General features: G+C 55.7%; 29 protein-coding genes. 19 read left to right on the top strand and 10 right to left on the bottom strand.

Features of this window, described 5'->3' with window-relative positions; genetic code table 11:
* Positions 1 to 16 precede the first annotated feature (16 nt).
* Both sufB and ACZ439_RS06715 read left to right on the top strand, forming a co-directional pair.
* Positions 17 to 1414 (top strand): Fe-S cluster assembly protein SufB, encoded by a 1398-nt coding sequence (gene sufB, locus ACZ439_RS06720; RefSeq protein ID WP_127609070.1) that lies wholly within the window; start codon positions 17 to 19, stop codon positions 1412 to 1414.
* A gap of 183 nt (positions 1415 to 1597) precedes the next feature.
* The gene (locus tag ACZ439_RS06715; RefSeq protein WP_141336375.1) at positions 1598 to 2701 is read left to right on the top strand and encodes a C40 family peptidase; all 1104 of its coding nucleotides are present in this window, start codon (positions 1598 to 1600) and stop codon (positions 2699 to 2701) included.
* A 71-nt stretch (positions 2702 to 2772) separates the two neighbouring features.
* Here ACZ439_RS06715 and ACZ439_RS06710 read toward each other — a convergent pair whose 3' ends face one another.
* Positions 2773 to 3843 (bottom strand): ThiF family adenylyltransferase, encoded by a 1071-nt coding sequence (locus ACZ439_RS06710; protein WP_054797852.1) that lies wholly within the window; start codon positions 3841 to 3843, stop codon positions 2773 to 2775.
* Complete coding sequence (gene moaD, locus ACZ439_RS06705; RefSeq protein ID WP_464620788.1) at positions 3840 to 4562, bottom strand: molybdopterin converting factor subunit 1; 723 nt, start codon at positions 4560 to 4562, stop codon at positions 3840 to 3842. Before moaD ends, ACZ439_RS06710 begins: the two co-directional genes overlap by 4 nt.
* Positions 4563 to 4691: 129 nt before the next feature.
* On the opposite strand from moaD, the gene ACZ439_RS06700 reads away from it, so the two are divergent.
* The 8 genes from ACZ439_RS06700 to ACZ439_RS06665 all read left to right on the top strand — a co-directional run bounded on the left by ACZ439_RS06700 (position 4692) and on the right by ACZ439_RS06665 (position 12953).
* Positions 4692 to 5162: a molybdopterin-binding protein gene (locus tag ACZ439_RS06700; RefSeq protein ID WP_054797853.1), complete on the top strand. Its 471-nt coding sequence runs from the start codon at positions 4692 to 4694 to the stop codon at positions 5160 to 5162.
* Between the two features lie 29 nt (positions 5163 to 5191).
* The gene (locus tag ACZ439_RS06695; RefSeq protein WP_464620787.1) at positions 5192 to 6709 is read left to right on the top strand and encodes a bifunctional metallophosphatase/5'-nucleotidase; all 1518 of its coding nucleotides are present in this window, start codon (positions 5192 to 5194) and stop codon (positions 6707 to 6709) included.
* Between the two features lie 96 nt (positions 6710 to 6805).
* Entirely contained in the window at positions 6806 to 7915 is a 1110-nt protein-coding gene (locus ACZ439_RS06690) for an HD-GYP domain-containing protein (RefSeq protein WP_054797854.1), read from the top strand.
* Between the two features lie 138 nt (positions 7916 to 8053).
* Positions 8054 to 9184 carry a radical SAM/CxCxxxxC motif protein YfkAB gene (gene yfkAB, locus ACZ439_RS06685; protein WP_054797855.1) on the top strand — a complete coding sequence of 377 codons (1131 nt, stop codon included), beginning with the start codon at positions 8054 to 8056 and terminating at the stop codon, positions 9182 to 9184.
* Between the two features lie 42 nt (positions 9185 to 9226).
* Positions 9227 to 10591 carry a hemolysin family protein gene (locus ACZ439_RS06680; RefSeq protein WP_464620786.1) on the top strand — a complete coding sequence of 455 codons (1365 nt, stop codon included), beginning with the start codon at positions 9227 to 9229 and terminating at the stop codon, positions 10589 to 10591.
* A gap of 23 nt (positions 10592 to 10614) precedes the next feature.
* On the top strand, positions 10615 to 11664 hold the full coding sequence (gene ytvI / locus ACZ439_RS06675) for a sporulation integral membrane protein YtvI (protein WP_127609076.1): 1050 nt from the start codon (positions 10615 to 10617) through the stop codon (positions 11662 to 11664).
* A 26-nt stretch (positions 11665 to 11690) separates the two neighbouring features.
* On the top strand, positions 11691 to 12575 hold the full coding sequence (locus ACZ439_RS06670) for a YitT family protein (protein WP_141336373.1): 885 nt from the start codon (positions 11691 to 11693) through the stop codon (positions 12573 to 12575).
* A 138-nt stretch (positions 12576 to 12713) separates the two neighbouring features.
* The gene (locus ACZ439_RS06665; RefSeq protein WP_054797856.1) at positions 12714 to 12953 is read left to right on the top strand and encodes an HAD family hydrolase; all 240 of its coding nucleotides are present in this window, start codon (positions 12714 to 12716) and stop codon (positions 12951 to 12953) included.
* Positions 12954 to 13018: 65 nt separating this feature from the next.
* On the opposite strand, the gene ACZ439_RS06660 is transcribed toward ACZ439_RS06665, so the two are convergent.
* Positions 13019 to 13705, bottom strand: coding sequence for a C40 family peptidase (locus tag ACZ439_RS06660; protein ID WP_464620785.1), 687 nt, complete (start codon positions 13703 to 13705; stop codon positions 13019 to 13021).
* A 126-nt stretch (positions 13706 to 13831) separates the two neighbouring features.
* On the opposite strand from ACZ439_RS06660, the gene ACZ439_RS06655 reads away from it, so the two are divergent.
* From ACZ439_RS06655 to ACZ439_RS06640, 4 genes are all read left to right on the top strand, one after another.
* Positions 13832 to 14035 (top strand): spore coat associated protein CotJA, encoded by a 204-nt coding sequence (locus ACZ439_RS06655; RefSeq protein WP_054797857.1) that lies wholly within the window; start codon positions 13832 to 13834, stop codon positions 14033 to 14035.
* A gap of 18 nt (positions 14036 to 14053) precedes the next feature.
* Complete coding sequence (locus ACZ439_RS06650; RefSeq protein WP_127609080.1) at positions 14054 to 14317, top strand: spore coat protein CotJB; 264 nt, start codon at positions 14054 to 14056, stop codon at positions 14315 to 14317.
* Positions 14318 to 14356: 39 nt separating this feature from the next.
* The gene (locus ACZ439_RS06645) at positions 14357 to 14926 is read left to right on the top strand and encodes a manganese catalase family protein (RefSeq protein WP_464620784.1); all 570 of its coding nucleotides are present in this window, start codon (positions 14357 to 14359) and stop codon (positions 14924 to 14926) included.
* 266 nt (positions 14927 to 15192) lie between these two features.
* Positions 15193 to 15876, top strand: coding sequence for an HAD family hydrolase (locus ACZ439_RS06640; RefSeq protein ID WP_054797859.1), 684 nt, complete (start codon positions 15193 to 15195; stop codon positions 15874 to 15876).
* A 55-nt stretch (positions 15877 to 15931) separates the two neighbouring features.
* Here the strand turns inward: ACZ439_RS06640 and ACZ439_RS06635 are convergent, their stop codons facing one another.
* From ACZ439_RS06635 to ACZ439_RS06615, 5 genes are all read right to left on the bottom strand, one after another.
* Positions 15932 to 17032, bottom strand: coding sequence for a YheC/YheD family endospore coat-associated protein (locus tag ACZ439_RS06635; protein WP_464620783.1), 1101 nt, complete (start codon positions 17030 to 17032; stop codon positions 15932 to 15934).
* 17 nt (positions 17033 to 17049) lie between these two features.
* Positions 17050 to 18198, bottom strand: a complete 1149-nt coding sequence (locus tag ACZ439_RS06630) for a YheC/YheD family endospore coat-associated protein (protein WP_054797860.1) — start codon at positions 18196 to 18198, stop codon at positions 17050 to 17052.
* Positions 18199 to 19566 carry a YheC/YheD family endospore coat-associated protein gene (locus ACZ439_RS06625; protein ID WP_127609084.1) on the bottom strand — a complete coding sequence of 456 codons (1368 nt, stop codon included), beginning with the start codon at positions 19564 to 19566 and terminating at the stop codon, positions 18199 to 18201.
* Between the two features lie 40 nt (positions 19567 to 19606).
* On the bottom strand, positions 19607 to 20785 hold the full coding sequence (locus ACZ439_RS06620) for a YheC/YheD family endospore coat-associated protein (RefSeq protein WP_372814207.1): 1179 nt from the start codon (positions 20783 to 20785) through the stop codon (positions 19607 to 19609).
* 69 nt (positions 20786 to 20854) lie between these two features.
* On the bottom strand, positions 20855 to 22222 hold the full coding sequence (locus ACZ439_RS06615) for a YheC/YheD family endospore coat-associated protein (RefSeq protein WP_054798459.1): 1368 nt from the start codon (positions 22220 to 22222) through the stop codon (positions 20855 to 20857).
* A 112-nt stretch (positions 22223 to 22334) separates the two neighbouring features.
* On the opposite strand from ACZ439_RS06615, the gene ACZ439_RS06610 reads away from it, so the two are divergent.
* From ACZ439_RS06610 to ACZ439_RS06600, 3 genes are all read left to right on the top strand, one after another.
* The gene (locus ACZ439_RS06610) at positions 22335 to 22463 is read left to right on the top strand and encodes a hypothetical protein (RefSeq protein ID WP_372814205.1); all 129 of its coding nucleotides are present in this window, start codon (positions 22335 to 22337) and stop codon (positions 22461 to 22463) included.
* 168 nt (positions 22464 to 22631) lie between these two features.
* Complete coding sequence (locus ACZ439_RS06605) at positions 22632 to 23204, top strand: NUDIX hydrolase (protein WP_308645037.1); 573 nt, start codon at positions 22632 to 22634, stop codon at positions 23202 to 23204.
* Positions 23205 to 23311: 107 nt separating this feature from the next.
* Positions 23312 to 23968, top strand: coding sequence for a deoxynucleoside kinase (locus tag ACZ439_RS06600; RefSeq protein WP_127609088.1), 657 nt, complete (start codon positions 23312 to 23314; stop codon positions 23966 to 23968).
* 233 nt (positions 23969 to 24201) lie between these two features.
* Here ACZ439_RS06600 and ACZ439_RS06595 read toward each other — a convergent pair whose 3' ends face one another.
* Together ACZ439_RS06595 and ACZ439_RS06590 are read right to left on the bottom strand one after the other, a co-directional pair.
* Complete coding sequence (locus ACZ439_RS06595) at positions 24202 to 24360, bottom strand: hypothetical protein (RefSeq protein ID WP_155615501.1); 159 nt, start codon at positions 24358 to 24360, stop codon at positions 24202 to 24204.
* A 156-nt stretch (positions 24361 to 24516) separates the two neighbouring features.
* On the bottom strand, positions 24517 to 24837 hold the full coding sequence (locus ACZ439_RS06590; RefSeq protein WP_054798457.1) for a hypothetical protein: 321 nt from the start codon (positions 24835 to 24837) through the stop codon (positions 24517 to 24519).
* 13 nt (positions 24838 to 24850) lie between these two features.
* Between ACZ439_RS06590 and ACZ439_RS06585 the strand changes: the two genes are divergently transcribed.
* Both ACZ439_RS06585 and ACZ439_RS06580 read left to right on the top strand, forming a co-directional pair.
* Entirely contained in the window at positions 24851 to 24991 is a 141-nt protein-coding gene (locus ACZ439_RS06585) for a hypothetical protein (RefSeq protein ID WP_155615499.1), read from the top strand.
* A gap of 19 nt (positions 24992 to 25010) precedes the next feature.
* Positions 25011 to 26144 carry an acyltransferase gene (locus tag ACZ439_RS06580; RefSeq protein ID WP_236595981.1) on the top strand — a complete coding sequence of 378 codons (1134 nt, stop codon included), beginning with the start codon at positions 25011 to 25013 and terminating at the stop codon, positions 26142 to 26144.
* The last annotated feature ends 10 nt before the right edge of the window (positions 26145 to 26154 follow it).

Here is a 26154-nt window from a genome sequence, read left to right as displayed (position 1 = left end):
AGGAGGCTCGAAAGCCATGGCAAAAAAAATGCCTGAAATGGAAGAGTACAAATATGGGTTTCGCGACGAGCACAAAGCGGTCTTCCAGAGCGGTAAAGGGCTGACGCGCGAAATCGTCACCGAGATTTCCCGCATGAAGAACGAGCCGGAATGGATGCTCGAATTTCGTCTGAAATCGCTCGATCAGTTCCTGAAAATGCCGATGCCGAAATGGGGCGGCAATATGGAAGACCTCGATTTCAACGACATTCAATACTATGTAAAACCTTCCGAGAAGCAAGGGAAAACATGGGAAGAAGTGCCGACCGAGATCAAGGAAACGTTCGACAAGCTTGGTATCCCGGAAGCGGAGCAAAAATTCCTTGCCGGCGTATCCGCCCAATACGAATCCGAGGTCGTTTATCACAGCATGCAGAAAGACCTGGAAGATCAAGGCGTACTGTTTATGGATACCGACACGGCTTTGAGAGAGCATCCGGAAATTTTCAGAAAGTTCTTCGGCACCATCATCCCGCCGAGCGACAATAAATTCGCAGCGCTGAACAGCGCCGTTTGGTCCGGGGGCAGCTTCATCTATGTACCGAAGGGCGTGAAGGTGGAAATTCCGCTTCAAGCGTATTTCCGCATCAACTCCGAGAACATGGGCCAATTCGAGCGGACGCTCATCATTGCCGATGAAGGCAGCTTCGTGCACTATGTAGAAGGCTGTACGGCTCCGGTATACAGCACGAACTCGCTGCACAGCGCCGTGGTGGAGATCATCTGCCTGAAAGATTCCCGCGTTCGTTACACAACGATCCAAAACTGGGCGCCGAACATCTACAACCTCGTGACGAAGCGCGCCGTTGCGGAAGAAAATGCGACGATGGAATGGGTCGACGGCAACATCGGCTCCAAGCTGACGATGAAATACCCGGCTGTCGTTCTTAAAGGCCGCGGAGCTAAAGGCATGGTGCTTTCCATCGCTGTTGCCGGTAAAGGCCAGCACCAGGATGCAGGCGCGAAAATGACGCATCTGGCGCCAGATACGACGTCCACAATCGTTTCCAAGTCGATCAGTAAACACGGCGGTAAAGTAACCTACCGCGGTTTGGCATCGTTCGGCCGCAACTCGCAAGGGTCCAAGGCGAATATCAAATGCGATACGCTGATCATGGATAATCAATCGACGTCCGACACCATTCCGTACAACGAAATTATGAACGACAACATTACGCTCGAGCACGAAGCGACGGTATCCAAAGTGTCCGAGGATCAATTGTTCTACTTGATGAGCCGCGGCTTAACCGAAGCCGAAGCGACTCAAATGATCGTTATGGGCTTCATCGAACCGTTCACGAAGGAACTGCCGATGGAATACGCGGTCGAGATGAACCGGCTTATTAAATTCGAAATGGAAGGCTCGATCGGTTAAGGCAAGGAGCGAACCGATTCGTTCTTCAAGACACGCAAGCTGCGAATATGCAGCGCTGCGTGTCTTTTTTATTTCCAACGTCTTGCCGTGCATAGCTCCGCCGCTCCTGCCTCATGCTATGAACAGATTGGATTCCATGACAGACAAGGGGCAGGTAGGATGAAGAATGGCGGCACTCGTTCCATGATAATGAAGGTATTGATAGTAGCGCTCCTAAGCGTTACGGCCGGGTGCGGCCAACTGTCCAAGGAGCAGCAGCAAACCCGGCAGCAGAGCTTGGCGAATCGGGAACAGCAGAATGCGGACCGCTCGATCAGCGAGCAATATAACGGAAAGACGATGAATGTCGGAGACGGCAGCACGATTCACATGACGGGCTCGGAAGAAATACTGACGATTCCGTTGAAGACCGTTGACGGTGTGAGCTATGTGATCGGCTCGGAGCTTGCGAGTGCTATCGGGTTCCATCACAAGTGGAACGAAAGCAGCAACACCTTCATGATCGGCGACAACGACGCCGCTTATGAGCTGCAGGCGGGCAGTACGACCGCTCAGCGCGGGGATTCCAAGGTCCAGCTGCCGCAACCGCCCATTTTGCGTAATTCACAATTCCATATTCCGGTTTCCGCGCTCGGCAACCTGTTGGCGGACGACGTTCGCTTTGAGGTTCAGGGCCAATCGATGATCGTACGGGCTACGGGAGAGACCGTGCCGGAAAGTATGGATGGGCCTGACGAGGCGAATACGGGTGCTGAGCTAGATTTTGCCGACGATCCGAATGATCCGTACAAGGGGACGGGGGCGAAAGCGACGCTGGGTCAGGTGGAAGATGGGGACACTCTCTCGGCGGAACGTATGGAACCCGAAGCGGTTGCCGTGTTGAAGAACATCAACATGGATACGCTGATCGCTCAGGCGAAACGTTATCTTGGCGTAAAATACGAGTTCGGCGCTGAACCTTACCCGAAATCCGGGAAGTTCGACTGCTCCTCGTTCACGCAATATGTATTCGGTAAATCCGGTATCCAATTGAAGCGGACCGCTCGTGATCAAGGCAATCAAGGTGAACCCGTCAGCCGTAAAAACTTGCGCAAGGGCGACTTGATGTTTTTTTATGTGCCGGGCCGGTTCAAAAGCAATAAAACGATCGGGCATGTGTCGATCTATATGGGCGACCAGCAGATGATTCATGCGTCGCCCAGTCAGAATAACGGCGTGCAAATTACGAATATCAACAAAGCTTACTGGAAAAAAACGTTTTTGAAGGCAAAGCGCGTGGCCCTATAGCTGCAAATTGAAAAAAGTGCCGCGTCGTCTGGGACGTCGGCACTTTCCTTTGTATGAAACAAATAAGGGCTTTACATCCCGATATAACGGCTGTAGAGGCTTTTGGCCGCGACGGGATCGTCCGTCCCCTGCACGATCAGCCTGCCGTCCGGAAACAGAACGAGCGTCATGCCGGTTTCGAGATGGAGCTTAAGCAGAAACGGATTACGCTCTACCCGGCCGACCGGCGCAAGCCGGCGTTCCCAATCCGCAAGCGCGAGCTTCAAAGGGCGGCTCGGCTGAATTTGCACCGAGTTGCGGCCGCACAACGATTGGATCGTATCCTCCTGCACGTCCGCCTCCAAATATTCAAAGCGGCGCTCGCTGCAGCACGGGCAATCCGCTCTCCTCGCTTTACTGACGTCCACGCCGGCGAATTGGTTGAACCATACATCCCAGTGAACCATCTTCCGGTTGCGCTCGGCCTCCGCGCCAACGAGCAGCTTAAGCGCTTCTGTTGCTTGATGCGAAGCGACGGCATGGATGAGCGGGCCGATAACGCCGGCCGTATCGCATGTCTCGGTCGTGCCTTGGGCCGGCGGCTGTCCGAACAGGCAGCGCAGACAGGGCGTTTCGCCCGGCACGATCGTAAGCGATACGCCGCGCGAGCTGACCGCGCCGCCATAGATCCACGGAATGCCGTGCTTCACGCTGACGTCGTTGATCAGGAAGCGGACGGCGAAGTTATCCGAGCCGTCCAGGATCAACTGCACGTCGGTCAGCAGCTCTTCGGCATTGGTGACGTTCAAATCGGCGACGACCGGTTCGATGCTTACGCCGGAATTGGTCGCCCGCAGGCGCGCTGCCCCGGCCTCCGCCTTCGGGGACGAGGCGGCCGCATCGGCCTCGTCGTACAGCATTTGGCGCTGCAGGTTGCTGCGTTCGACGAAGTCGCGGTCGATCAGGCGGACGAAGCCGACGCCGGCGCGCACCATATGATTGGCGAGCACGGTGCCGAGCGCGCCCATGCCGACGATCGCAATCCGCGACCGCAGCAGCTTCGCCTGACCGGCTTCGCCGATCGGAGCGAACAGCATTTGCCGCGAATACCGCTCGCGGTCGATCTCGATATGCTCAGGCCAGATATCCGGACGTTCGCTCATGATGCCGATCCTCCTTCGCCTGCAGCGGAAACCCCGGCTAACGGGTTCCACGGTCCGAGCTGATGTCCTTTCCATTCGGAGCCGTCTTCCCAGCGCTCCTTCTTCCAGATGGGAACGATTTGCTTCAACCGTTCGATCGCATAACGGTTCGCTTCATACACGGCGTCGCGGTGAGGGGCGGAAACTGCGATGACGACGCTGATCTCGCCGACAGCGACCGGGCCAAGCCGATGAGTGATCGCGCATAGCGCGCCGGGCCAGCGTTCGGCGATTTCACCCGCGATCTGGTTCATCGTCCGGATCGCCATGGGCTCGTACGCTTCGTATTCGAGCAGTACCGTCCGTTTCCCGTGCGTCCATTCCCGTGTCGTGCCTACAAAAGCGAGCGACGCCCCATGATTCGGATGGAGCACCTTGGCGGTGACGGCATCCGGGGATATCGGCTCGCGAGTCAGCTCCACCCAATCCGGTTCGCCTCCGGATACCGGCGGGATCAGGGCAATTTCGTCGCCTTCGCGTATAGCTGCGGAGGCTTCGGCATATTCTTGATTTACCGCAGCATATGCGTTCGATATTGCCTGAGATGCATGCGGGTAACGAAGTACCAGCTGCTCCTTCAGATCGGCTACCGTCCAGCTTGACGAATCCGTCTCAAGCTCAATTGTCCTTGCGCCCAACAGGTCTGCCAGACCGGCAAACAAAAGTACATTCAGCTTCAACTCGATCACTCCGTTTTTCGTAGTTTTCGATCCGGTTTAATGCGTTACGTTTACCTATCAGCATACCATAACCGGGGGCAAAAGTGATATAATGGCAGGTAAGCTCTAAAGAAACGGAGGTAGGTAGACATGATTGAAGTAGTAGACGATTCCAAAGGAAGCGTAAGGTATTCGTCGCCCGGGGAACTCGCTGCGGTTTGCTCCGAGACGATCGATCCGGAGCTTCGAATAAACGGCTTAAAGGGCCAAGCGGTGGATTGGCAAGCTTGGTATGAGGCGTGGAGCGCTGCGCAGGGGGCTGACGTTTCCCTGCAGCCGACGCACCTGCAGGTTGCGGCGGTTGATGAGTTTCAAGCTACGATTCCGTGGCACGAATTGCGGGATGCCTTTATCCTCTATGCACAAGAGGAGGGGCAGCCTTTACAGAAGGGCTTTCCGATTCGCCTGTATGTGCCGAACGGGAGCAGCGAATGTTTGAACGTCAAGAGCGTCGTCCGCCTTTGTTTACTGTACGATCCGGCATTAGGCGATAAAGCGACCTTCGGATTTTCCAATACGGTGACACCGGAGCAGATGTTGGCGAACCGGCAAAGCAAATAACCCCGATCTGCTAAAGGCATAGCTTTAGAATGATTAAGAACGAAACTATCGCAAAGCGTCCGCCGCTTTGCGATTCAAGGCAGGTGGCTTGTATCACGAAAGAACGAGTCAGGCTTCGTATCCTACATACGAACGATATACACAGTCATTTCGATCAGATGCCCCGGATCGCTGAATGGATCAAGCGGTTGAAGGAAAATACGGGGGAGGCGCACACGCTGACGCTCGATATCGGCGATCACTTGGACCGGATGCGTTCCGAAACGGAAGGCACCGAGGGATTGGCGAATATCGCGGTGATTAACGCGACCGGATACGATGCCGTCACGCTTGGCAATAACGAGGGGTTGACGTATACGCCGGATGTGTTGGACCGGCTGTACGGCGAAGCCGCACGGTTTCCCGTTGTGCTTGGCAACATGGTTGCAGCCCGAACCGGAACCGCTCCGGCTTGGATGAAGCCTTGGCATATCGTGGAGAAAGCGGGGCTGCGCATCGGTCTCATCGGTGCGACGGCCGCATTCTCGCTTTTTTACAGGCTGCTGGGCTGGGAAATCAGCGATCCGTACGATACGATCCGTCAAGCTGTAGAAGAGCTGCGTCCGCAAACGGACATCATCGTGCTGCTGTCGCATCTGGGCCTTCGCCATGACGAGAAGATAGCGGAAGACATCCCCGGCATCGACGTCATTCTTGGCGGACATACGCACCATTTGTTGACGGAGCCCCTCTCTGTCGGATCGACCTGGATTTGTGCCGCAGGCAAACATGGACAATACGTCGGGGCGGTGGATCTGGCGTACGAGCGGCAGACGAAACGGCTTGAGCTGGTTGGTGCGGGCGTACATGCGACGGCTGAAATGAACGGAGATCCCGAACTGCAGGCCGTCATCGATTTGTATGCGAACCAAGCAAATGAAACGTTGTCCCGGGAAGTCGTTCGTCTCGACCGCGATATGCCGATCGATTGGTACGGCGAATCGCCGCTTGGCAACCTGCTGGCCGCCGGTATTCGGCGGTGGGTGGACGCCGAGATCGGCTTGGTGAACGCCGGCCAACTGCTCGGAGGCCCGCAGCAAGGGCCCGTGTCGGCCGGTACGCTGCTCAAGCTTTGCCCGTCGCCGATCAACCCGTGCCGGTTGAAGCTGACCGGGGCGCAGCTTAGGCAAGCGCTGGAAGAATCGCTGCTGCCGGAGTTTATGGATAAGCCGCTGTTCGGCTTCGGCTTTCGGGGCAAAGTGCTCGGCACGTTGTGCCTGGACGGACTGAGCGTCGAGTTTGATCCGGAGGGTGCTCCTTACTCGAAAATCGTCAGCGTCCGGGTAGGCGAATCGCCGATGATCGACGATCGGTTATACACCGTCGGGACGATCGACATGTTTACATTCGGCATCGGATATTTATCCATCGGCCAAGGTATTGAACCTGAGTTTTTCCTGCCTGAATTTTTGCGCGACGTGCTGCTTCATGAACTGCGCAATGCGAAAGCTTTGCAGGACAGCAGCCGCGGGCGGTGGATAAAACGACAAAAGCATGTCGGAAATTGAAAAAATATATTGCTCTTTTGCCGGGAATCCGATAGGCTAAACCTAAGTAAGTGGATTTTCTAAATATTTGTTTAGAAAGAAGACGTGAGTACGACTATGCGCTTGCTTCCGATCAGCATGGTGGAGCCTGGCATGAGGCTCGGCAAAAAGATTTACAATTCGGACGGGTTAACGCTGCTCGCGGAGCAGGTCGAACTGACGCAAAACTTGATTCGCCGCTTGGAATCCCATGGTATTGATTACGTTTATATTGATGACCCGCGGACCCATGATCTGGTCATTCGGGACGTCATTTCGGATGAAACCCGGGTACGGGCGATAGCGGAAATACGCGAGTCGTTCCGGAGAATCGGCGAAAATCAGGTCAAACGTAAGGGCGTCGGACACCTTCAACTCGGCAAGACATTTCGCAGCTTATTGGACCTGATTCTGCAGGATTTAAGCTGTAATAAAGATGCGATGATTATGCTGACGAACATCAGCGTGATGGACGAATATTTGTACCAGCATTCCCTTAACGTATGCATCTACTCGACGATGCTCGGAATGGCCGATGGCTACGGTCAAGAAGAATTGACAACGCTCGGTCTCGGGGCGCTGCTTCACGACATCGGCAAGACGCAAATTCCGTCCGAGTTGCTGCGCAAGAAAGAACCGCTGACCGATGAGGAGTTCTCGCATATTAAGCGGCACACGAATTTCGGCTTCCAATTTCTGAAGGACGAGCCCAACATTCCGCTGCTCGCCGCACACTGCGCGTTCCAGCATCACGAGCGGCTGAACGGCAGCGGTTATCCTCGCGGTTTAAAGGGCGACGAAATTCACGAATACGCGCGTTGGATCGGACTCGTCGATTCGTACGACGCGATGACGACACACCGTGTGTACCGCAAAGCGATGCTCCCGCATCAGGCTATGGAGATCTTGTTCACGGGTACGGGTTCGCTGTTCGATAAGCCGAAGATCGAGCTGTTCCGCGATAAAATCGCCATTTATCCGATCGGCGTCACCGTGACGCTGAATACGGGCGAGAAAGGCGTTGTCGTTGATCTCAACGCGAAAGTGCCGCATCGGCCGATCGTCAGATTGCTGGAAGACGAGGCCGGTCAGATGCTTGACGGCAGTAAGGAAATTGATTTGTCCAAGGTGCATACCGTCTTGATTACTGGTGTGAACGACGAAAAGATCACTTTAACAGCACCATGAGTTAAGCCCGAAATTCGGCCAGCACCGGTTTCGGGCTTTTTTCAATCGGTTTTCTTTTCATACATATTACGTTACAATAAGAATTGATCAGTAAGTGATAACAAGAATTCTAATGAAGAGTCAGGTGTACATAACAACATGTCTGAATTATTTGCCATACAGCCTCCCTTTCTCGAAATTTCGCCGCAATACGATCCGTGGGACCCGTTGCCGGCCTTTCGGCGGTACGGCCAGCACCGGTTGACGAGCGTCGAACTGACCGTAACCAATCTGTGCAACATGCGCTGCGAGCACTGTGCGGTGGGAGAGTCGTTAACGTTGTCGGAAGGAATCCGTATTCCGTTAGCCGACGTGCTCCGGCGGTTGGATGAAGTGGAGCACTTGGAGACGATCAGCATAACCGGCGGCGAGCCAAGCTTTCATGAGCAAACGGTGCGGGACTATATCGTACCGTTGTTGAAATATGCCAGGGAGCGAGGCGTCCGTTCGCAAATTAACTCCAATCTGACGCTTGATATATCGAGATACGAGGCGTTGGCTCCTTATCTGGACGTGATGCATATTTCGTTCAATTACTTGAACGTAGACGATTTCTACGAGGTTGGCTTCGTTCGCTCCGAACGGCGCACGCCCAGAGCGTCGGCCGTCAAGCTCTATGAACGGATGATAGACAATACGCGCGAGCTGTCGCGTGCCGGGATGTTCGTATCGGCCGAATCGATGATCAATTACCGCACTCACGACAAGCTGGTCGGTATTCACCGCCTGATCGACGAGATGGGCTGCCGCCGCCACGAGGTGCACCCGATGTACCCGAGCGCATTCGCGTCCAACCTGCCGGTATTGTCGCTCGACCAGACGCGGCAGGCCGTTCACCGGTTGCTGGACGGGAGGAACCCCGAGCTCTGGATGCTGTTCGGCACGCTTCCGTTCTATGCCTGCAGCTTCTTAGAGGAGGATCAGCAGATCATAACGCGTTTGCGCGGAGAACCGAACGTAACCGTAAGGAATGATCCGGACGGACGCAACCGGTTGAATGTGAATTTGTTCACGGGTGACGTCTACGTGACCGATTTCTCCGATGTGCCTCCGCTGGGGAATGCGCTGACTGACCGTCTGGACGAAGTGTTTGCCCGCTGGAAGGAACATCCGCTTTACAGCTCGGTCGGGTGTTACTGCCCGGGAGCGAATTGCTGCGGGCCGAATCTGTTGGTCGCGGATACGTATTATAAAGATGTCGATTTTTCAACCCGACGCGCCATCGTTTAATTACAAGCTGCCTATCACGCATGAGAAGGAGTTTGAACAGTAGTGGAGAGCCATAGTACGGGGTTTGATTTCGGTTCGATTGCGTTAAATCTGGTCCTCGTTGTTTTTTTAGTTTTCCTTAACGGTTTCTTCGTCGCCGCGGAGTTTGCGCTGGTGAAAGTCAGACAAACCCGCCTGCAGCAGTTGGAAAGCGAAGGGAACGGAAAGGCGAAATATGCGCTTGCCGTTACGAAAAAGCTGGACGCCTATCTGTCTTCGACCCAGTTGGGCATTACGCTGGCCTCGCTTGGTTTAGGCTGGGTGGGCGAGCCTGCGATTTCTCATCTGATCGTCGAGCCTCTGTTCGAAATGATCGGACTGGCCCAAGCCTGGTACGCGGACGCGCTCGCGATCTTCATCGGCTTCGCGGTCATTACGTTCATGCACATCGTCCTGGGGGAATTGGCGCCCAAATCGCTCGCGATCCAAAAGTCGGAAGTCACATCGCTTTGGCTCTCGGCGCCGTTGATGCTCTTCTACAAGCTTTTTTACCCGATCATCTATTTGTTGAACGGCGCGGCGAACCGGCTTCTGCGTCTGATCGGCGTCCGGCCCGCCACGGAGCTTGAAGCCGCTCATACAGAGGAAGAGATTCGCATATTGATGGACCAAAGCGCAAAGAGCGGCCATATCGATAAAGACGAGATGACGTTGTTTGACAACATCTTCGAATTCTCCGAAAGGGTGGCGCGTGAAATTATGCTGCCGCGCACCGATATGGATTGTTTGTTTACGGAACTGCCTTTTGAGGAAAATTTAAATATCGTGTATGAAACGAAGCATACCCGTTATCCGGTGGCAACGAGCGACAAGGATGAGATTATCGGGTTCGTGCACATCGCGGATATGCTGACCTGCGAGCCGAAGAAATCGCATCAGCTGCGCAATTTCGTCAGGCCGGTGCTGATGGTGCCGGAATCGATGGAAATCAGCCATGTATTGAAAATGATGCAGAAGAAGCGCTCCCAGCTGGCGATTGTGATCGATGAGTACGGCGGAACAGCCGGCTTGATTACCGCAGAAGATATTCTGGAGGAAATCGTCGGCGAAATCCACGACGAGTTCGACGAGACCGAACGGCCGGAAATCGAGAAGATCGGCGATGCCTACTCGGTGGACGGGCGGGTTTTGCTGGAGGAGCTTGACGATATGCTGGGCCTCGGAATCGAGGACGAAGCCGTAGACTCGATCGGCGGCTGGCTGTTCAAGGAGCTGGAAGGCAACCTTGAGATAGGGAAGAAGCATACCCTGGATCGCTTTCAATTCGAGGTTACCGAAGTGGATCGTCTGCGCGTGGTGCGATTAACGATTCGACCAATCTTGAAGCTCGGGCCGGAAGGCGAAGAACAGCAGAAGCCGGCACATTAATTTCGAAGGGGGCCCTCACTGGAATGTCGCTACGAACGATTCTTTTTTGCGCGTTAGGCGCTTTGGTTCTCTATGGATTGTTCACCGTCGGCTTTCCGTTTCTGCTCGCGCTGCTGCTCGCAATATTGCTGGAGCCGGTCGTGCAGGCGCTGATCAAATATGCGAGGTTCAACCGCATAGCGGCGGCCGTTACGGCCTGTACTTTATTTACCGGATTGCTGCTCGGCTTCATCTACCTGGTCGGCTTCAAAATGGTGTCCGAGCTCGTCCAGTATTTGAAAAACGCCCCGAGTTACTTGAACGAGGCGAAATTATTCATGGAAAACACATCCGTCAAAACGCAATTTTTCTTTGAGACGCTGCCGCCTGCGATGGCTGCCGACGTGCAGCATTGGATCGAGAACGGCTTGGTCGCATTAACGGAAAATTTGAACAGCATCGTTTCGGCCGTTAGCGGTTATTTGATCGGAATCGCCAGAACGATCCCGAACCTGTTCATTTTCTTCGTTGTGTTTGTCATTGCGCTTTACTTGGTGTCGCTAAGTTTGCCGAAGCTGCATCAATCGTTTTTGAACTTGTTCGAAAGCGGTTCGCGGTCAAAGGTCGTCACGGTGCTGACGGATTTGCGCCGGGCGATCGTCGGCTTCCTGTTTGCCCAAATGCTGATCAGCCTGTTAACCTACATTGTATCGTTGATCGGGCTGCTCGTGCTTCGGGTCGACTATCCGCTCGCGATAGCGCTTCTGATCATTGTCGTCGACGTGCTGCCGGTGCTCGGCGTAAGCGCTGTGCTGCTGCCCTGGGCCGTCTACAGTCTGCTCGTCGGCAATATGCAGCTGGCGATCGGACTGATCGTCTTGTATTTGGTCATTGTCGTGTTCCGCCGTTTGATCGAGCCGAAAATTATCGGAGACGCCGTCGGCATCAACGCGCTTGCCGCACTGGTCAGTATGTATGTCGGCTTTCAAGCTATAGGCGTCGTGGGCTTGTTCCTCGGTCCGGTTCTAATCATCGTGTATCAAGCGCTTCGCCGCGTCGGCATTTTGAAAATCAATATCAAGCTCGAAGGCTAGCCATCAAATAAAAGGGAGGACAAGCATTGCAAGGAGATGTAGCTAAGGTCAAACAACATTCCAAAATTTCAATCGCTAAATTAATCCGTCGCGCGTTCTTAATCTTTCTGGGCTCCGCGATCTTTTCCGTCGGGCTGGAAATTTTTCTCGTTCCGAACAAAATCATCGACGGCGGCGTTGTCGGCATTTCGATCATCACGTCCCATTTAACAGGGGTGCCGATCGGAATCTTTCTGGTACTGTTCAATTTACCTTTCTTGTACATAGGGTATAAGCAAATCGGTAAAACGTTTGCGATTTCCACCTTATATGCCGTCGCGGTGATGTCGCTCGGGACAACGCTGCTGCATCCGGTTAAAGCCCTGACCTTCGATCCACTGCTCGCTGCCGTCTTCGGAGGCATCATTCTGGGGGTAGGCGTCGGCTTGGTCATCCGTTCGGGCGGTTCGCTCGACGGAACCGAGATTATGGCGATCTTGTTCAGCAAGAAGCTGCCTTTCTCCGTCGGCGAAGTCGTCATGTTCTTCAATCTGTTTATTCTCAGCAGCGCCGGCTTCGTGTTCGGCTGGGATCATGCGATGTACTCGCTGATCGCTTACTACATCGCTTTTAAAGTTATCGACATTACGATCGAAGGGTTCGACGAGTCCAAATCGGTCTGGATCATCAGCGACAACAGCCGCGAGATCGGCGATGCGATCATACAGCGGCTCGGCCGCGGCGTCACCTACCTGCAGGGCGAGGGCGCGTTCACGGGCGGCAACAAGCTCGTCATTTTCTGCGTGATTAACCGGCTGGAGGAAGCGAAGCTTAAATCGATTGTCGAAGAGCTCGATAACTCCGCGTTCCTGGCCGTCGGCAACATTCACGATGTGAAGGGCGGCAGGTTCAACAAGAAGGACATCCACTAAGTAAGGATGAATAGTGTTCCATCCTACCACGACCCCGTCGGTTATTCCGGCGGGGTCTGTCCTTTTACACGCGGATTCCTATACAATCGATCTACAGATGCAGGCGCCGATCGGCGCGCGATAAAGGAGCGAGCTTCCATGGAAGAAAACCGTCCGCGTTTTCGAGGGCAATTGATCTTGTTTGACTTGGACGACACGTTATTTGATTATGCGAGCACTTGGCATGCAGCGCTCGTGCGAACGTTCTCCGTATACGGGCCGACGGCGGGATTGAATCCGGAGGAAGTGACCCGAAGGTTCCTGGGCGTTAACGATCGCCTGTACGGCGAATATGAGCGAGGCGGCTACGGCAGCCGGCCTCCGTGCATGAGCCGCTAGGAATCATTACGCATTGGTCCGGACTGCCGTCGGTTTGTGAGTTGGATTGATAAATTGCGGTTCTCTTAATAAACCCGGCGGGCGCCTAAATATTTCGGTCCCCAATAGCTGCTGTCGAGCTTCTGGATATAGATGCCGGCCGAACGGGTGGCCGATATAAACTCGCCGTTGCCGATATAAAAGCCTACATGGGACGCAACGCCGGGCTCGTTCAGGCCGAAGAATACGAGATCGCCGGGCATGAGCCGGCTGCGGTTGACGGGCGTGCCCATGGTGATCATCGTCGTGGTGTTGGTACGAGCCATCGCAACGCCGTGCTTGTTGAACATAAAATACACAAAGCCCGAGCAGTCGAAGCCTGCAGGTGTTGTGCCACCCCATACGTAGGGAACGCGCATGTAGTTATTCGCGTCGGCGAGCATCGCTTTTTTGACGAGCGCCCGGTTGAGCGCCGTGCGCGTGATCGGGCCTGCTTTACCGTCAACCGCCAGGCTGTAGGCGCTTTGGAACGAACGGACTGCTTGCTGCGTTACCGTGCCGTAATAACCGGTGATCGTCGGGTAAGTAAAATACCCTAGCGTCTTGAGGTCGCGCTGCAGCGCGGAAATCGAGTCACCGGACATACCGAGGCTCAACGTCGAGGAGACTTGCGTGTTCGCGGCCCAAACGGGAATCGCGGATTGAGGCAGAGAAAGGATGAGGCCGGCTCCTAACAACGTGATCACCATCGTTTTTGCAAGCGATTTCTTCATGTGTGAGAACAGCTCCTTTTATTAATTTCCGAAATTGGCAGCACTTGCTGACATTTTATACGTATACCGGACTTGCCCACAATGTATAAATAATGGTAGACGCTCACAGAAGGAGGAATTCGCCTCATGCATCAAACCAAAGTATGGTTTCCGTACGTAAGTCCGATGGACCCTTGTCCGCCCGTACTCGAGAAGACGTACTCGACCCCCCCGAACTTATACATCGGCTTTCAACCGCCCAATTTGCCGCAATTTCCCCCCCACGAAGCGCTTCGGCTAGGCACATTATGGCCGGCGCTTTACAGCCCGTACCATCCTCGAAAATATTGACCGACAGGAGGAACCGGAATGTCGCACGCACTACCCGAGCATTTCTATCGGCAGCTGGAAGAGCTGCAGGCCGTCGATTTTGTGCTGGTCGAATTGACGCTGTATTTGGATACCCACCCGCAGGACATCCAAGCGCTCCAGCAATACAACCAATACGCGCAGCAACGGATGCAGCTTGCGTATCAATTCGAGCAGGAGTTCGGTCCGTTGAAGTCGTTCGGCCAAAGCTTCTCCAAGCAGCCTTGGCAGTGGATCGATTGCCCTTGGCCATGGCAAGTGTGAACGGCGCAACCGAGCGGACGAAGGAAGGGGAGAATTCGGATGTGGTTGTATGAGAAGAAGCTGCAGTACCCGGTAAAAGTAAGCAAGTGCGACCCGCATATGGCAAAGCTGCTCCTGGAACAATATGGCGGCGCGGACGGGGAGCTGGCAGCGGCGCTCCGTTACCTGAACCAACGATACAGCATCCCGGATAAAGTGATCGGGCTGCTGACGGACATCGGAACGGAAGAATTTGCTCATTTGGAAATGATTGCCACGATGGTTTATAAGCTGACCAAGGATGCGAGCGTGGATCAATTGAAGGCGGCCGGGCTGGACGGGCACTATGTGAGCCACGATAGGGCGCTTTTTTACAGCAATGCCGACGGAGTGCCCTGGACGGCGGCCTACATTCAGGCCAAGGGCGATCCCATCGCCGACTTGTACGAAGACATTGCCGCGGAAGAGAAGGCCAGAGCGACGTACCAGTGGTTGATCGATATGACGGACGATGTGGATTTGCAGGACGGCCTGAAATTTTTGCGACAGCGGGAAGTGGTTCATTCGATGCGGTTCCGTGAAGCGGTTGAAATTCTGAAGGCAGAGCAGGGGGCGAAAAAAATATTTTAAGCGAACCTCGCTCTCCGACAGTTGTCGGGGAGCTTCCTTCGTGGTGTAAAGAAAATTTTAGATTGGCGTCCGTCTAAAATACGGTTCTCGGGCTCAACGCGTTATCCGTACCGATTACAATCGGGCTGCTCCTGTTTTTCCGCGTTCCACTGGAAGAAGTATCTGCGAATTTATTTTGGTATCGGCCTGTAAGCCCGCCCGCCCGTCATTTGACAACCTCGGACAAACATGGTTGTATAAAATGGTACCGGGGGGAGGAATCAAGCATGGTTCATAAATCGTTGCCGGAAGCGATGATTTTCGATGTGGACGGCACTTTGTTCCGCACGGAGACGCTGATCTTGCCGGCCTACCACGCCACATTCGACCAATTGCGGGCGGAAGGCTTATTTCATGGCGAAACGCCGCCCGAGCGTTATATTTTGGGCGGTTTGGGCATGCTGCTGGAGCACATCTGGGAGCAAGTGATGCCGGAGGCCGATCGCCATGTGCACCGCCGCGCCGATGAGCTGCTGCTTAAGCTGCAGCTTGATGGGCTGAGACGGGGCGAAGGCGAGCTGTACGCAGGGGTCGCGGATACGCTGCAGCAGCTGCGGGAACGCGGTATCCGGTTGTTTACGGCGAGCAACGGACTGGAGGCTTACGTGAAGGGCGTTGTGAAGCACCAAGGACTGGAGCCGTTGTTCGAGCCGACCGGCATGTACAGCGCCGGCGAATTCCACACGCGCTCCAAAGTCGATCTGGTGCGGCTGCTGCTCGAACGCCACGGCATCCGGCGCGCATGGATGGTCGGCGACCGTTCTTCCGACGTCGAAGCGGGACATGGCAACGGGCTGTACGTGGTCGGCTGCGATTACGCCGGCTATCGCAAGCCGAAGGAACTGGACGAGGCGGATGTGTGCATCGGGTCGTTCAGCGAGATCATCGCCCTGCTGGATGGCGCCGAATAACAAGAAAGACTCGCTTGAACCCGTGAAGCTTCGGGCTCGACCGCGAGTCTTTTTCTTATTCTATCGGCTTGTCGTTGCTCTGCTCGCTCAGCCACAAGGCGAATTCGAGCGGGCGGCTGATCGCCTTCACATACGTTCCGTTCTGGCCGATCCGGCGAAACACCTCGCGTGAAGGCTTCGGATTGACCTCGAGCAGCCACACGTGTCCCTTCGGGTCGATCGCCAGATCGATGCCGACCTCGCAGAAGACGTCGAATTTGTTCTCCAGGTGCTTGACGACGTTAAGGCCCAGCTCATAGGCCTCTTCCCGGACGGCATTCACTTTGGCGCTGTCCTTGAACCGGTTGTACAGCAGCGTTTCCATCGGCGCGGCGGTGCCCCCGCCATGCAGGTTGGACGTAACCGATCGCTTGGGACCGATCCGGCCTACGCAGCCGGTCACCTGCCATTCTCCGTTTCCGTCCTTCTGTACCAGCATCCGAAAGTCGTGCACGCGTCCGTCCTTCAGCTCCAGAGGGATGCCCTGCTGCACGATATATTGGTCCGCGAGCTTCCATTCGGCCACTTTCGCGGCGATTTGCCCGGTGGTGACCTTTTGCACCGGCAGGATGCGGCGGGACGGATCTCGTCCCTGCATCAAGTAGGAACGACCGCCCGGCAGCCGCTGGAGCCGGATAATGCCGCGGCCGCCGGTGCCGCTCTTCGGTTTCATATAAACGACCGGATAGCGGGTCAGGAAATGACCGAATTCCTTGCCTTCCTTGAACGGGATCGTCGCCGGCAGATGGGGGGCGATATCCGCTTGCTCGGCGAGCAACTGATGCATCTTCCACTTATTGCCCAGCGGGCGGCTCAAATAACGAAGCTCGGCGTACTTTTTACGGAAGCCGGACAGCTTCAGGTAATTTTCCGTGCCGTGATACCGGCACCGGTCGTAAATCAGCGGAGGGAAGGCGGTCGATTTACGCACCCATTTGCCTTGCTCCGGTTTGTAGGTTAAAGCGTTGACGCGGGCGTTCCCCTGAACGTCGTCCGGGGTGAACACGAGCACCTCGAGCCCCAGCTTCGCACCGCATATGCACAGCTTGCGGAAAAACGACAGCTCTTCCAGCCGTCGTCCGCTTAAATACATGGCCAATACGCCAACTGTTTTCATGGTCGCGAGTCACCTGCTTACCGTTTGCTGCCGAAACGGATGTTCTTTTTGGACAAGAAGATCGAGTAGCGGATGAGGTTTTCAAGCGATTTTTGCCGGATCGGCGGCTCGTCGAATTTCATCGGCTTGGAATTCGCTTCGAAGAACCAAATGTGGCCGTCGCTGTCCACACCGAGATCCATTGACATTTCGCCCAGCTTATAGCCGCTGGACGATTCGATCTGTTTGGCGATCGTGAGCGCCGCTTGTTTCGCCCGCTGCATGATTTGTTTGCTGCCGGCGGGGCCGAACGAGTGGGAGAGCAGTTTGCCCGGATCGTCGATCGACCCGCCCCGGGGCACGTGTGTCGTAATGCTGTTCTTCCCGGCCAACCGGGCGCCGACGCCGGCGATGCTCCATACGCCCTTGTGGTTCTTCTGCGCGAGCAGCCGCAGATCGAACGGACGCTGCTTATAGTGGGATAGGGCAATGCCCTGTTGAATGATGTAATCCTTGGAGCCGACCAGATGGCTCACCCGCGACCAAAGCTGGGATACGCTCGAAAAGCGGGAAATTTGGCTTCTGGTCCTATCCTGAATGCTGAGCTCATACTGGTTCGCTTTCGCCGCTTGGCCGTCCATTCTGCTGATTCGCATGATGCCTTTGCCGGCTTTGCCGCGAATTGGCTTGAGGTAAAGAAACGGGTAGCTCTGGAGAAGTTTGTCGAGGTCCTCACGGGAAGACAACCTTTGGGTCGTCGGAATGAACGGCTGCGTACGCTTTGATTTGTTGAGCCATTCGAATAAGGTCCATTTGTTGAAGAACGAAGGGTTGAAGAATCGTACCTTCCCGTGGCGCAAGCAGGCTTGAATCACCTGCTGCACCTCCGGGAGAAGCTCGAATTTGCGGTAGGGAATGCGGTTATAGATGACGTGCGGCATCGGGAGCAGTTCTCTGATCCATGATTGGGTCTCCGTATGATACCGGTAACCGACTGCATTTTCCTGGCTGAGCTTAAAGTCGGCGGTCGTCATGACGTATACGAGCACGCCGCGCTCTTCCCCCATTCGGATCAAATCGATAAAATTTTCTTGATTCCCGCGAAAAGGCCTCTTTTCATCCGCATAAGTGAGGATGGCCAGCGTCGGACGCTGACGGTTGCTATCGGACTGTCGTTGCGATCCCATTCAAGTATCCCTCCTTGACCGAAATCGGCTCAGGTAGAGGCAATAGTCGTACATGTACTGCAGCGAAGCGCGCCCTTCTTCCTTAAGGGCGGGATGCTTGAAGATCGAGCGGCCCGGCTTGGAATTGGCCTCGAACATCCAGATGCGTTCGCTCTTGTCGATCCCGATATCGAAGCCGAGCTCGCCCAGCGTATGCCTGTAATTGCGCTCAATATCCTCGGCCAGTTTGATGGCGGCCTCCTTGGTGCTCGATAATACAGCGTCGGCGCGCGCGCCGAAAACTTGCTGCAGCACCTGCTCGGGCGTCATCAGCTGACCGCCGGTGCGCACATGTGTCGTGACACTGCCCCTGCCGGCTTTCTTGGCGCCGATGGCGGCCACGACCCATTGGTTTTCGCTGTTCTTGGTCATGTGGAAGCGGAAGTCGATCGGACAGCTGTCCAGCTCGATCAACCGGATGCCTTGCTGCGACACGTAGCCGTGCAAGCTGCCGTTATGCCGGTTCAGCAGCGCCATCAGCCCTTCGAACTTGCTGAAACGGAGCAGCACGTTGCGGCCGTTGCGCCGGAAGCGGGCGTAATAGCCGCGTTTCGGATTATAGGTCAACCGGTAAATGCCGATTCCGAGGCTGCCGGCCGTCGGTTTCAAATATATGAATTTGTGCTTCTCCAGCATTTCTTTAATTTGCATGGCGTTCGGGTTGATGTGCGACTCCGGCACATGGTTGAACACATCGGTACCCTCCAGCAAGTTGTAAACGTCCCATTTATCGAAAAAGCTCCAGTTAAACAGCGGGATGCCTTGTCGCACGAAGCGCTGCTTGAAGGCGTTCATCGACGCCAGCTTCTCGGCCTTGCGGCTCGGCAGCCGGTTGTACACGACGTCCGGCAGCGGGACGGTCTTGCGCGCCCAGCCTCCCTCTTTCAGCGGGATCGTGGCCGAGACGGTGCCTTGCGACCAGTTCACGTCGTTCGGGGAGAACCCGAAATAAAACGCGCGATCCGCGCCGACGCGCATGAATTGACGGATGAACTCGGTGCGGGACCCGAACGGCGCGGAGCTCCCTCGCACAATGTTCGTCAGAATCCCGATCATCGGTCCCAGCCGAAGTTCCTTGCCGTTGGCGCTCGTAATCATGGTGGTACCGTCGCGGGGCAATCGCAATTGGGTATAAACCGACGGTGTCATATACAGGTGGTTACCGCTTTTTTTCAGCAGCTTGAGTCTTAAGGAGACGCTTTTGCTGCCGAGCTTAAGGGTCACGTTTTGAGCTTTGGCCAGCTTGAGCGCTTTGGCCAAGTCACCGCTGACATAAACGACGCGTTCCTGTCGCGGGGTGACATGAATCGTGCAGGTTGTCAAGCTCATGATGAACCTCCTACAGAACGATGCCGTGTTGGGCAAAAGTTTACTTCTTCAGCGAAAAGCTGCGAGCCGGTGCCGCTGCGGTTTGCCGGAGCAAGTAATCGGCATACCGCAGCGGATTGGCGACAGCGGCCAATCGCGCCTTGTCGTCGCGTAAATAAGTAAAGATGGAGCGGCCGGGTTTGGAGTTCACTTCGAGCATCCAAATATGTCCGCCCGTGTCGACACCGAAATCGATGCCGAGCTCGGCGAGCCGCCCGTGACGAGATTCAAGCGCCTCCGGCAGCGTATCTGCGAGCTGTCGCAGCTCCGCGAGGATCGCTTCGGCGCGGGCCCGCCCGAATTCGCGGGCGAGCATCGGTTCGGCGGCGCAGGCCATGCCGCCGCCGTGCAGGTTCGCGGTCAAGCTGCCGCTTTGACCGCGGCGTACGGCCAGGCCGGTCAGCTGCCAGCGGCCTGCGCCGTTTTTTTGCACGAGGGCGCGCACGTCGTACGCGTCGCCCTCGCGGGTGTGCAGCGCCAAGTAGCGCTGCAGGAGATAGCTGCGGCGGCCGATCAGGCGCCGCAGGAAGGCTGCGAGCGCGGCGCCGCTTTCGAAGCCGCGCGCGATCTCCCGGTTGCGCGCATCGCGGCCGCGCAGCGTGAACGCGGGCGTCTGGCCGCCGGGCTCGGCGTTGCGCCGCACGTGCAGCACGCCGCGGCCTTGCGAGCCGCCGAGCGGCTTGAGCACGGCCTCGCCGTGCTCGCGCAGCCAGTCGGCGAGCGTGCGCATGCTGCGCAGCAGCTCGGTCTGCGGCAGGTAGCGGTTAAAGCGGCCGTCGCGGTCGCGCGCGAGCAGCCGCTGGACGTCCAGCTTGCCTTTCAGGCCGCTGCCGAGCAGCCGGACGTTCGGATGCCGCTGCAGCCGCCCCATCGTCTCGCGGTAGTCCGCATACTGGCGCCGCGTCGTGAAGAAGCAGCGGTCGTAGACGATGGCCGGCAGGGCGAACGTGCCGGGGACCCACTGCCCGGCGGACGCCTCATAGGTGTAACCCGTTACCCGTTCTTGCTCCCAGTCGACACTGTTCGGCGTAAACACATACACGGACAGGTGGAGACGCGGGCCAAGCAAACATAAGCGGCGGTAGAAGCCGCGGTTTTCAAAAGGCGGCGTGTATTCGGCCGGCGTGGTCATGATGCCTACCGTGCGTTCGCCGCCAGCGTTTTTGCCGAAGATCATCATGCGCTGCACCTCACAACCGTAAATTTGTTTCGTTCACAGGGGATTCCTCATCCTTCGCTCCATGGGGAATCAAAACTTCGCCGCAGAGCGGGCGTACTGCACCAGCAGTTTGACCGAAGGGCGAATTTTAGGGTCGCTCGACAGCGGCGTATTATCTTCCTTCGACGGCTTGGAATTGACTTCGATCAGCCAAACCCGCCCATTCGTATCGAGTGCCAAATCGACCCCCAGTTCCGCGAAATGGCCTTCGACCTGGGTTTCTATCCCTTTAGCGATATGCAGCGCCGCCCGCCGCAGCTTCGCATAACCGTCAACGGCTGCCGCCGAATCGGATCGGGCTAACGCTTCTTTGACCGAGCTGAGCGTTCCGCCGCGGGCAAGGTTGGATACGAAGTGATGATTGCCGGCAATTCGGGCTACGATGGACGTAATGCGCCATTGGCCGGTTTTGCCCCGCTGCACGAGCGCCCGGAAATCGACAGGACGCCCTCCCACCGTGAGCAGCTGTAACCCCTGCTGAATCTGGTAGCGCTGTGTTTTCATTTTCCCGGAAATCGCCGCATACAGTGAGGAGAGCGAGGTGAACGATTGTTTACGGGTTCCGCTGAGATTGGTAAAATGACAGATATACGCACCGTCCGGTTGTTTGCGGATCCGGATGATGCCTTTGCCGAGACTGCCGGTGATCGGCTTGAGGAACACCGTGGCGTGCTTGGCGCACATCGACTTGAGCTGTAGAAACGTCTTCAGCAAATACGACTCGGGCAAGTACATCTGTAAACCGGATTCTTTGCCGAGCGCATCGAATACCTCCGTTTTATTCAAGTATGTCGTGTTGAAAAAGACCGTGCTCTGCTGTGATCGGGCATGCTCGACGAACTGCTGTACCGTCGCGCGGTTTTCCAGCTTGCGGCTGGTCAGCCGGTTGTAGAGCACATGCGGCAGAGGGAACGTCGCGGTCTCCCAGCGGTTCGTGTAATGCCAGCCGCGCACCGTATCGATCGCGCCCTGCATGTCGTCCGGCGTGATGAAGAAGACGGAAGCGCCGTACTGCTTGCACGCATCGGTCAGCTCCCGGCAGAAGGCCGTGTTGGCGCCGAATGGTTTATCCGGGACGCCGGCATTGACGCGGCTCATCATGACGCCGATCAACGGGCCGAGCTGGAGCGTCCGGCTGGAGGCTTTATACTGCAAGCAGAGCTGGTTGTCGGACGCCAGCCCAAGCCTGGCCGCCAGCGCGGCGCCTATGAGCAGCATTCCCGCCTTGGAGACCGGTATGACCTTGACGTCCTCCCGGCTTCCGCCGTACCGGAGCTGCAGCGGCTGATGCAGCGGAATTTTCCACTTGCGCACGATCGGATAGCTGATCATCAGCAGGGAGCTGTCAGCGGTCATGTCGGACGATTTTATTTGGATCCTTACCTTTGTTCTTTTCATGTGGTACCCCTTCCTAGCGCAGGCGAATCCCGCATGCAGGCCGGTCGCGCTTGGAACATTTAGAAACCAGCTGCTTCATCATATGAGGGCGTTTATCCCTTGGTGAAAAGAAATGCAACCGAATTCGACAATCGAATCATTTGAAAAGAAGGTGCAGATGCCCATGAATATGTACGATAAGGCTTATGAGCTTGCCCGGGCGGCGCTTCTCGATCAGATCGAGAGGCTGCCGCCTTTTTGACATCGGCCGCAGAAAGAACACTTCTTTTTTTATAGTAAAGAAGGTAAAATATATGGAAGTATGGAACGATAGATTTGGAGAATACGTTGAATATGGGGCTTCTGCAGGTTAAGGCGCAGCGCCGACCTGTGAAGACATGTGCTAACAGAGAGAAGGAGTCTAGTGGATATGAAGTATTGTATGGAATGCGGAAGCGCCTTGGCCAAGAAGGACATCGATGGGACGGAACGGCTTGCGTGCACGGCGTGCTCTTTTGTCCATTGGGGCAACTACAGCATCGGGGTCGGGGCACTGGTCGTGCGTGACGATAAAGTGCTGCTCGTTCGCCGTGCTATCGAGCCGGGGAAGGGCAAATGGACGAATCCGGGCGGCTACATCGAGCAGTTGGAGCCGATCGAGGACACGATTGTCCGTGAAGTGTACGAGGAAAGCGGCATCCGGGCGAAGGTCCAGGAAATTATTGCCGTACGCGATCTGCCGACAAACGTCCATAATGTGTACATCGCCTTTCGCATGGATTATGTGGAAGGGGAGCCGGTGCCTGACGGAGTGGAGGCCGATGCGGCGGGATTTTTTAGTCTGGAGGAAATGCGAATGATGCCAGTGGCTACTTTCACAGAGTGGCTTGTCGATATCGCCATGACGCCCAGAAAAGAAGGCCTTTTTGCGGACAAGCAGCCGGTCGCGTCGTTCGGCGGATTCGGTTACGCGGTCGGGAAAGTCGGAGCTTCCTGCAGGTAATCACTGGCGGTTCCCCCGCGCCGGTTTCCCTGCTATAATGAGAAAGCTTCATTATGGACAGCTGGCAAACCAGGCAACTTACTTGGGTTAAAGGAGAAAGGGGACCAATGGCTGTGATTGTAGTTGGGGGAATGATCGGGCTTGGCAAAACATCGGTGGCCACGCTGCTCGGACAAGCATTGCATTCCGAAGTGTTCTTCGAAAGTGTGGACGATAATCCGATTTTGCCTTTATTTTATACGGCTTCACCGGAAGAAATCGAGAAAAAAAGGTATCCGTTTTTACTTCAGCTGCACTTTTTAAATTCGAGATTCAAAGCGATCAAACAGGCGCTTGTACATAACCGCAACGTGCTCGATCGAAGCATTTATGAGGATTGGTATTTCGCCAAGGTCAATTTGGAGCTGGGCCGCATCAGTCCGCTGGAGTTTGAGGTGTACGAAGGGTTAGCCGATAATATGATGTCCGAGCTCGCCGAGCTTCCGAAGAAAGCTCCCGATCTTATGGTCTATTTGAAAGGCTCCTTCGACACGGTGATGCACCGCATCAGTCTTCGGGGACGCAGCTTCGAGCAGGATGCGTCGCTGGTGGAATACTACCGTCTCTTATGGTCCGGCTACGACCACTGGGTCATGAACCATTATAACGCTTCCGAGGTGTTGATCGTGGACATGGATCAGATGGATGTCGTCCACCGCCCGGAAGATGCGGCTGCGCTTGTGGCCGCCGTGAAAGAAAAGCTGATGGACTTGCAAATCGTCTAAGGTGCGCAGCGTCGCCGGCGCAGTGCTCTCCTCGCGGGGGAGACTAGGGAAAGCGGGCGGAACGCCGCCCGCTCCAAGAGCCTCCGGCCTAGGGGTTCGCAAAAATACCGTCCGGACAAGTCCGGACGGTTTGCTGTGCATGCGCCCTGTACGGGCGTCATCTCCGGGATGCAAGTCCCGAATGGGGCCTGGGCCAGAGCTGGTTGCCCCTGCCGCTCAGGCTGCGGCGCACGTTATTGATCGTTCGTCCGGATCGGTTGACCGGACGATGCCGGCGCATCCTGTTCCGTCGCTTCTACGCCTAAGTCGTAGCGGGGATGCACGCCCGTATCCTCGTACTTCGTCTGCGGATCGCCGTCGGTTTCCGGCGCGAATCGTTCCTCGTTTGGCATTTCTGGCAAAGCCTCCCTTGTCCATTGGCGGTAATAGGTAGTTTCACCGTTCCGGTGGAGGCTTATCCGCAGCAGAACAAACGATCCAGGACGATGCCGGGCTGATCCCGCAATTTTCGCTCGCTGGAAGAGAGGACCGGAGTTTGAGCAGCCCTGTTACATAACGTTCAGGGGGGAGGACGGGGACGGTTGATTTTGCGAAGTTTGGATCAGCATGTCCATTTGCTGGATACACTGCTGCAAACGCCCCTGAATTTCAACGATCCGGCGCTGCTGGGCGTTCATTTGCGTTTCCACCTGCGATTGCGCCTGCTGCAGATCCATTTGCACCTGGACGAATTGCTGCTGCAGCTGCCGCAGCCTTTGCGAGAAATTGTTCAGGCCGGTTTTGTTTAACGCCTGCTGCGCTTCCTGGGCTTGCTGCATGTGCTGCAGCTGCTGCTGTTCCAAAAATTGTTGATACGATACGTTTTGCATGGCGATTTCCTCCTTGACAGTAGCTGTTCGCGTGTATTATTCGTCCTCCGGTCTGGATTTATTCGCCAGCGTCCGCCCGGCAGTCTCGTTCTGTTCCGTTCCGGCCAAGACGGCTGCGGCTCCCGGTAAATTGCCCGTTATATCGACCGATTAGTGGCGGGAATTCGGGAATTGTGATAAATTTTTGGAAGCGCATCATTGATCTATATGAGAAACGGGAAGGACCGAACGATTTGACAAATGTAAAAAAAATTTCGAAGCCGAAGCTGTTGGAGCTGGATCTCGTTCGGGCTGCAGCGATTTTGGCGGTTCTCATCATTCATGCGACGGCGGACGCTACAGTTGAACTGGCGTTCGGCAGCGGTTCGCAAGCGATGTACCTGACGTTGAATAAACTGAGCAATTTCGCCGTACCGGTGTTTATTTTACTCAGCGGTCTCGTATTGTTTTACCGGTATCAGGACGATTTCGGGGGAAAGCAGGCGCTCTTGTTTTATGTGCGCCGGGTGCGGCAAGTATTGTTCCCTTATTTGATCTGGTCGTTGTTTTACTACTTGTACAATCAGTGGATCTATGACCGTGCCCGGCTCCATTTCGATGCGGCGGAATTCGGGGAGCTGCTGCCGTGGGCGGACGCCTCGTACCACTTGTATTTCATGATCATTATCGTGCAATTTTATTTGATATTCCCGCTGCTGATGTGGATGTGCAAGGCTTGGCCGTCATTTCGGCGCTATCTGGTATGGATCGGACTGGCCGTCCATGCAGGGCTGTACGCGTACCATTATTGGGTGAGGCCGTTCGATCACATGGCTTCGCTATGCATCAATTATTTCAGCATGTTCGCGCTGGGCGGTTGGATGGGGCTGTACTACGAGCGGTTCTCGGGGTGGCTGCGGGCCAATTTCGCCTGGGTGTCAACCCTGACGCTGTTGATCGGCTGCGCGTTCGTCGGCCTGTTTGTGGCCGAAGGCCGGTTCCATCTCCAGCTTCCCGGGTACGGCTACCAGCTGCTGTTCTTCGGATATGCCGCCTTCGTCTCCATGACGCTCATCCGTCTCTGCCAAATCGCGCTTGCGCGGTGGAAGTTGATATCGCGTCTGTTGACGAGTTTAGGAGCCGTATCGTTCGGCGTCTATTTGATGCATCCGGCTGTGCTGACGTATTACAAGACGCATGTTACGCTTCCCGGCGGGTCGATCGCCATGTACCACGCTTATACGTTCGGCGCTTTTCTTGCAAGCCTGATCGTCCCGTGGGTGCTCGTATACGCGTACGGACGGATCATGAAGCTGCTGCGCAAGTAACCTGTCCGGA

The organism is Paenibacillus sp. JCM 9796 (assembly GCF_055379675.1).
Note: the sequence above shows the minus strand (reverse complement) of the source record. Positions and strands in the feature narration are given on the sequence as shown.

Coding starts and splice junctions, on each gene's coding strand:
- ACZ439_RS06650 (WP_127609080.1), top strand. CDS start 14,054: ATGTCGCACGCACTACCCGAGCATTTCTATCGGCAGCTGGAAGAGCTG.
- yfkAB (WP_054797855.1), top strand. CDS start 8,054: ATGTCTGAATTATTTGCCATACAGCCTCCCTTTCTCGAAATTTCGCCG.
- ACZ439_RS06665 (WP_054797856.1), top strand. CDS start 12,714: ATGGAAGAAAACCGTCCGCGTTTTCGAGGGCAATTGATCTTGTTTGAC.
- ACZ439_RS06655 (WP_054797857.1), top strand. CDS start 13,832: ATGCATCAAACCAAAGTATGGTTTCCGTACGTAAGTCCGATGGACCCT.
- sufB (WP_127609070.1), top strand. CDS start 17: ATGGCAAAAAAAATGCCTGAAATGGAAGAGTACAAATATGGGTTTCGC.
- ACZ439_RS06595 (WP_155615501.1), bottom strand. CDS start 24,360: ATGCCAAACGAGGAACGATTCGCGCCGGAAACCGACGGCGATCCGCAG.
- ytvI (WP_127609076.1), top strand. CDS start 10,615: ATGTCGCTACGAACGATTCTTTTTTGCGCGTTAGGCGCTTTGGTTCTC.
- ACZ439_RS06630 (WP_054797860.1), bottom strand. CDS start 18,198: ATGGGATCGCAACGACAGTCCGATAGCAACCGTCAGCGTCCGACGCTG.
- ACZ439_RS06620 (WP_372814207.1), bottom strand. CDS start 20,785: ATGATGATCTTCGGCAAAAACGCTGGCGGCGAACGCACGGTAGGCATC.
- ACZ439_RS06660 (WP_464620785.1), bottom strand. CDS start 13,705: ATGAAGAAATCGCTTGCAAAAACGATGGTGATCACGTTGTTAGGAGCC.
- ACZ439_RS06590 (WP_054798457.1), bottom strand. CDS start 24,837: ATGCAAAACGTATCGTATCAACAATTTTTGGAACAGCAGCAGCTGCAG.
- ACZ439_RS06610 (WP_372814205.1), top strand. CDS start 22,335: ATGCAACCGAATTCGACAATCGAATCATTTGAAAAGAAGGTGCAGATG.
- ACZ439_RS06615 (WP_054798459.1), bottom strand. CDS start 22,222: ATGAAAAGAACAAAGGTAAGGATCCAAATAAAATCGTCCGACATGACC.
- ACZ439_RS06605 (WP_308645037.1), top strand. CDS start 22,632: ATGAAGTATTGTATGGAATGCGGAAGCGCCTTGGCCAAGAAGGACATC.
- ACZ439_RS06700 (WP_054797853.1), top strand. CDS start 4,692: ATGATTGAAGTAGTAGACGATTCCAAAGGAAGCGTAAGGTATTCGTCG.
- ACZ439_RS06600 (WP_127609088.1), top strand. CDS start 23,312: ATGGCTGTGATTGTAGTTGGGGGAATGATCGGGCTTGGCAAAACATCG.
- ACZ439_RS06645 (WP_464620784.1), top strand. CDS start 14,357: ATGTGGTTGTATGAGAAGAAGCTGCAGTACCCGGTAAAAGTAAGCAAG.
- ACZ439_RS06625 (WP_127609084.1), bottom strand. CDS start 19,566: ATGAGCTTGACAACCTGCACGATTCATGTCACCCCGCGACAGGAACGC.
- ACZ439_RS06635 (WP_464620783.1), bottom strand. CDS start 17,032: ATGAAAACAGTTGGCGTATTGGCCATGTATTTAAGCGGACGACGGCTG.
- ACZ439_RS06715 (WP_141336375.1), top strand. CDS start 1,598: ATGATAATGAAGGTATTGATAGTAGCGCTCCTAAGCGTTACGGCCGGG.
- ACZ439_RS06710 (WP_054797852.1), bottom strand. CDS start 3,843: ATGAGCGAACGTCCGGATATCTGGCCTGAGCATATCGAGATCGACCGC.
- ACZ439_RS06690 (WP_054797854.1), top strand. CDS start 6,806: ATGCGCTTGCTTCCGATCAGCATGGTGGAGCCTGGCATGAGGCTCGGC.
- ACZ439_RS06695 (WP_464620787.1), top strand. CDS start 5,192: ATGATTAAGAACGAAACTATCGCAAAGCGTCCGCCGCTTTGCGATTCA.
- ACZ439_RS06640 (WP_054797859.1), top strand. CDS start 15,193: ATGGTTCATAAATCGTTGCCGGAAGCGATGATTTTCGATGTGGACGGC.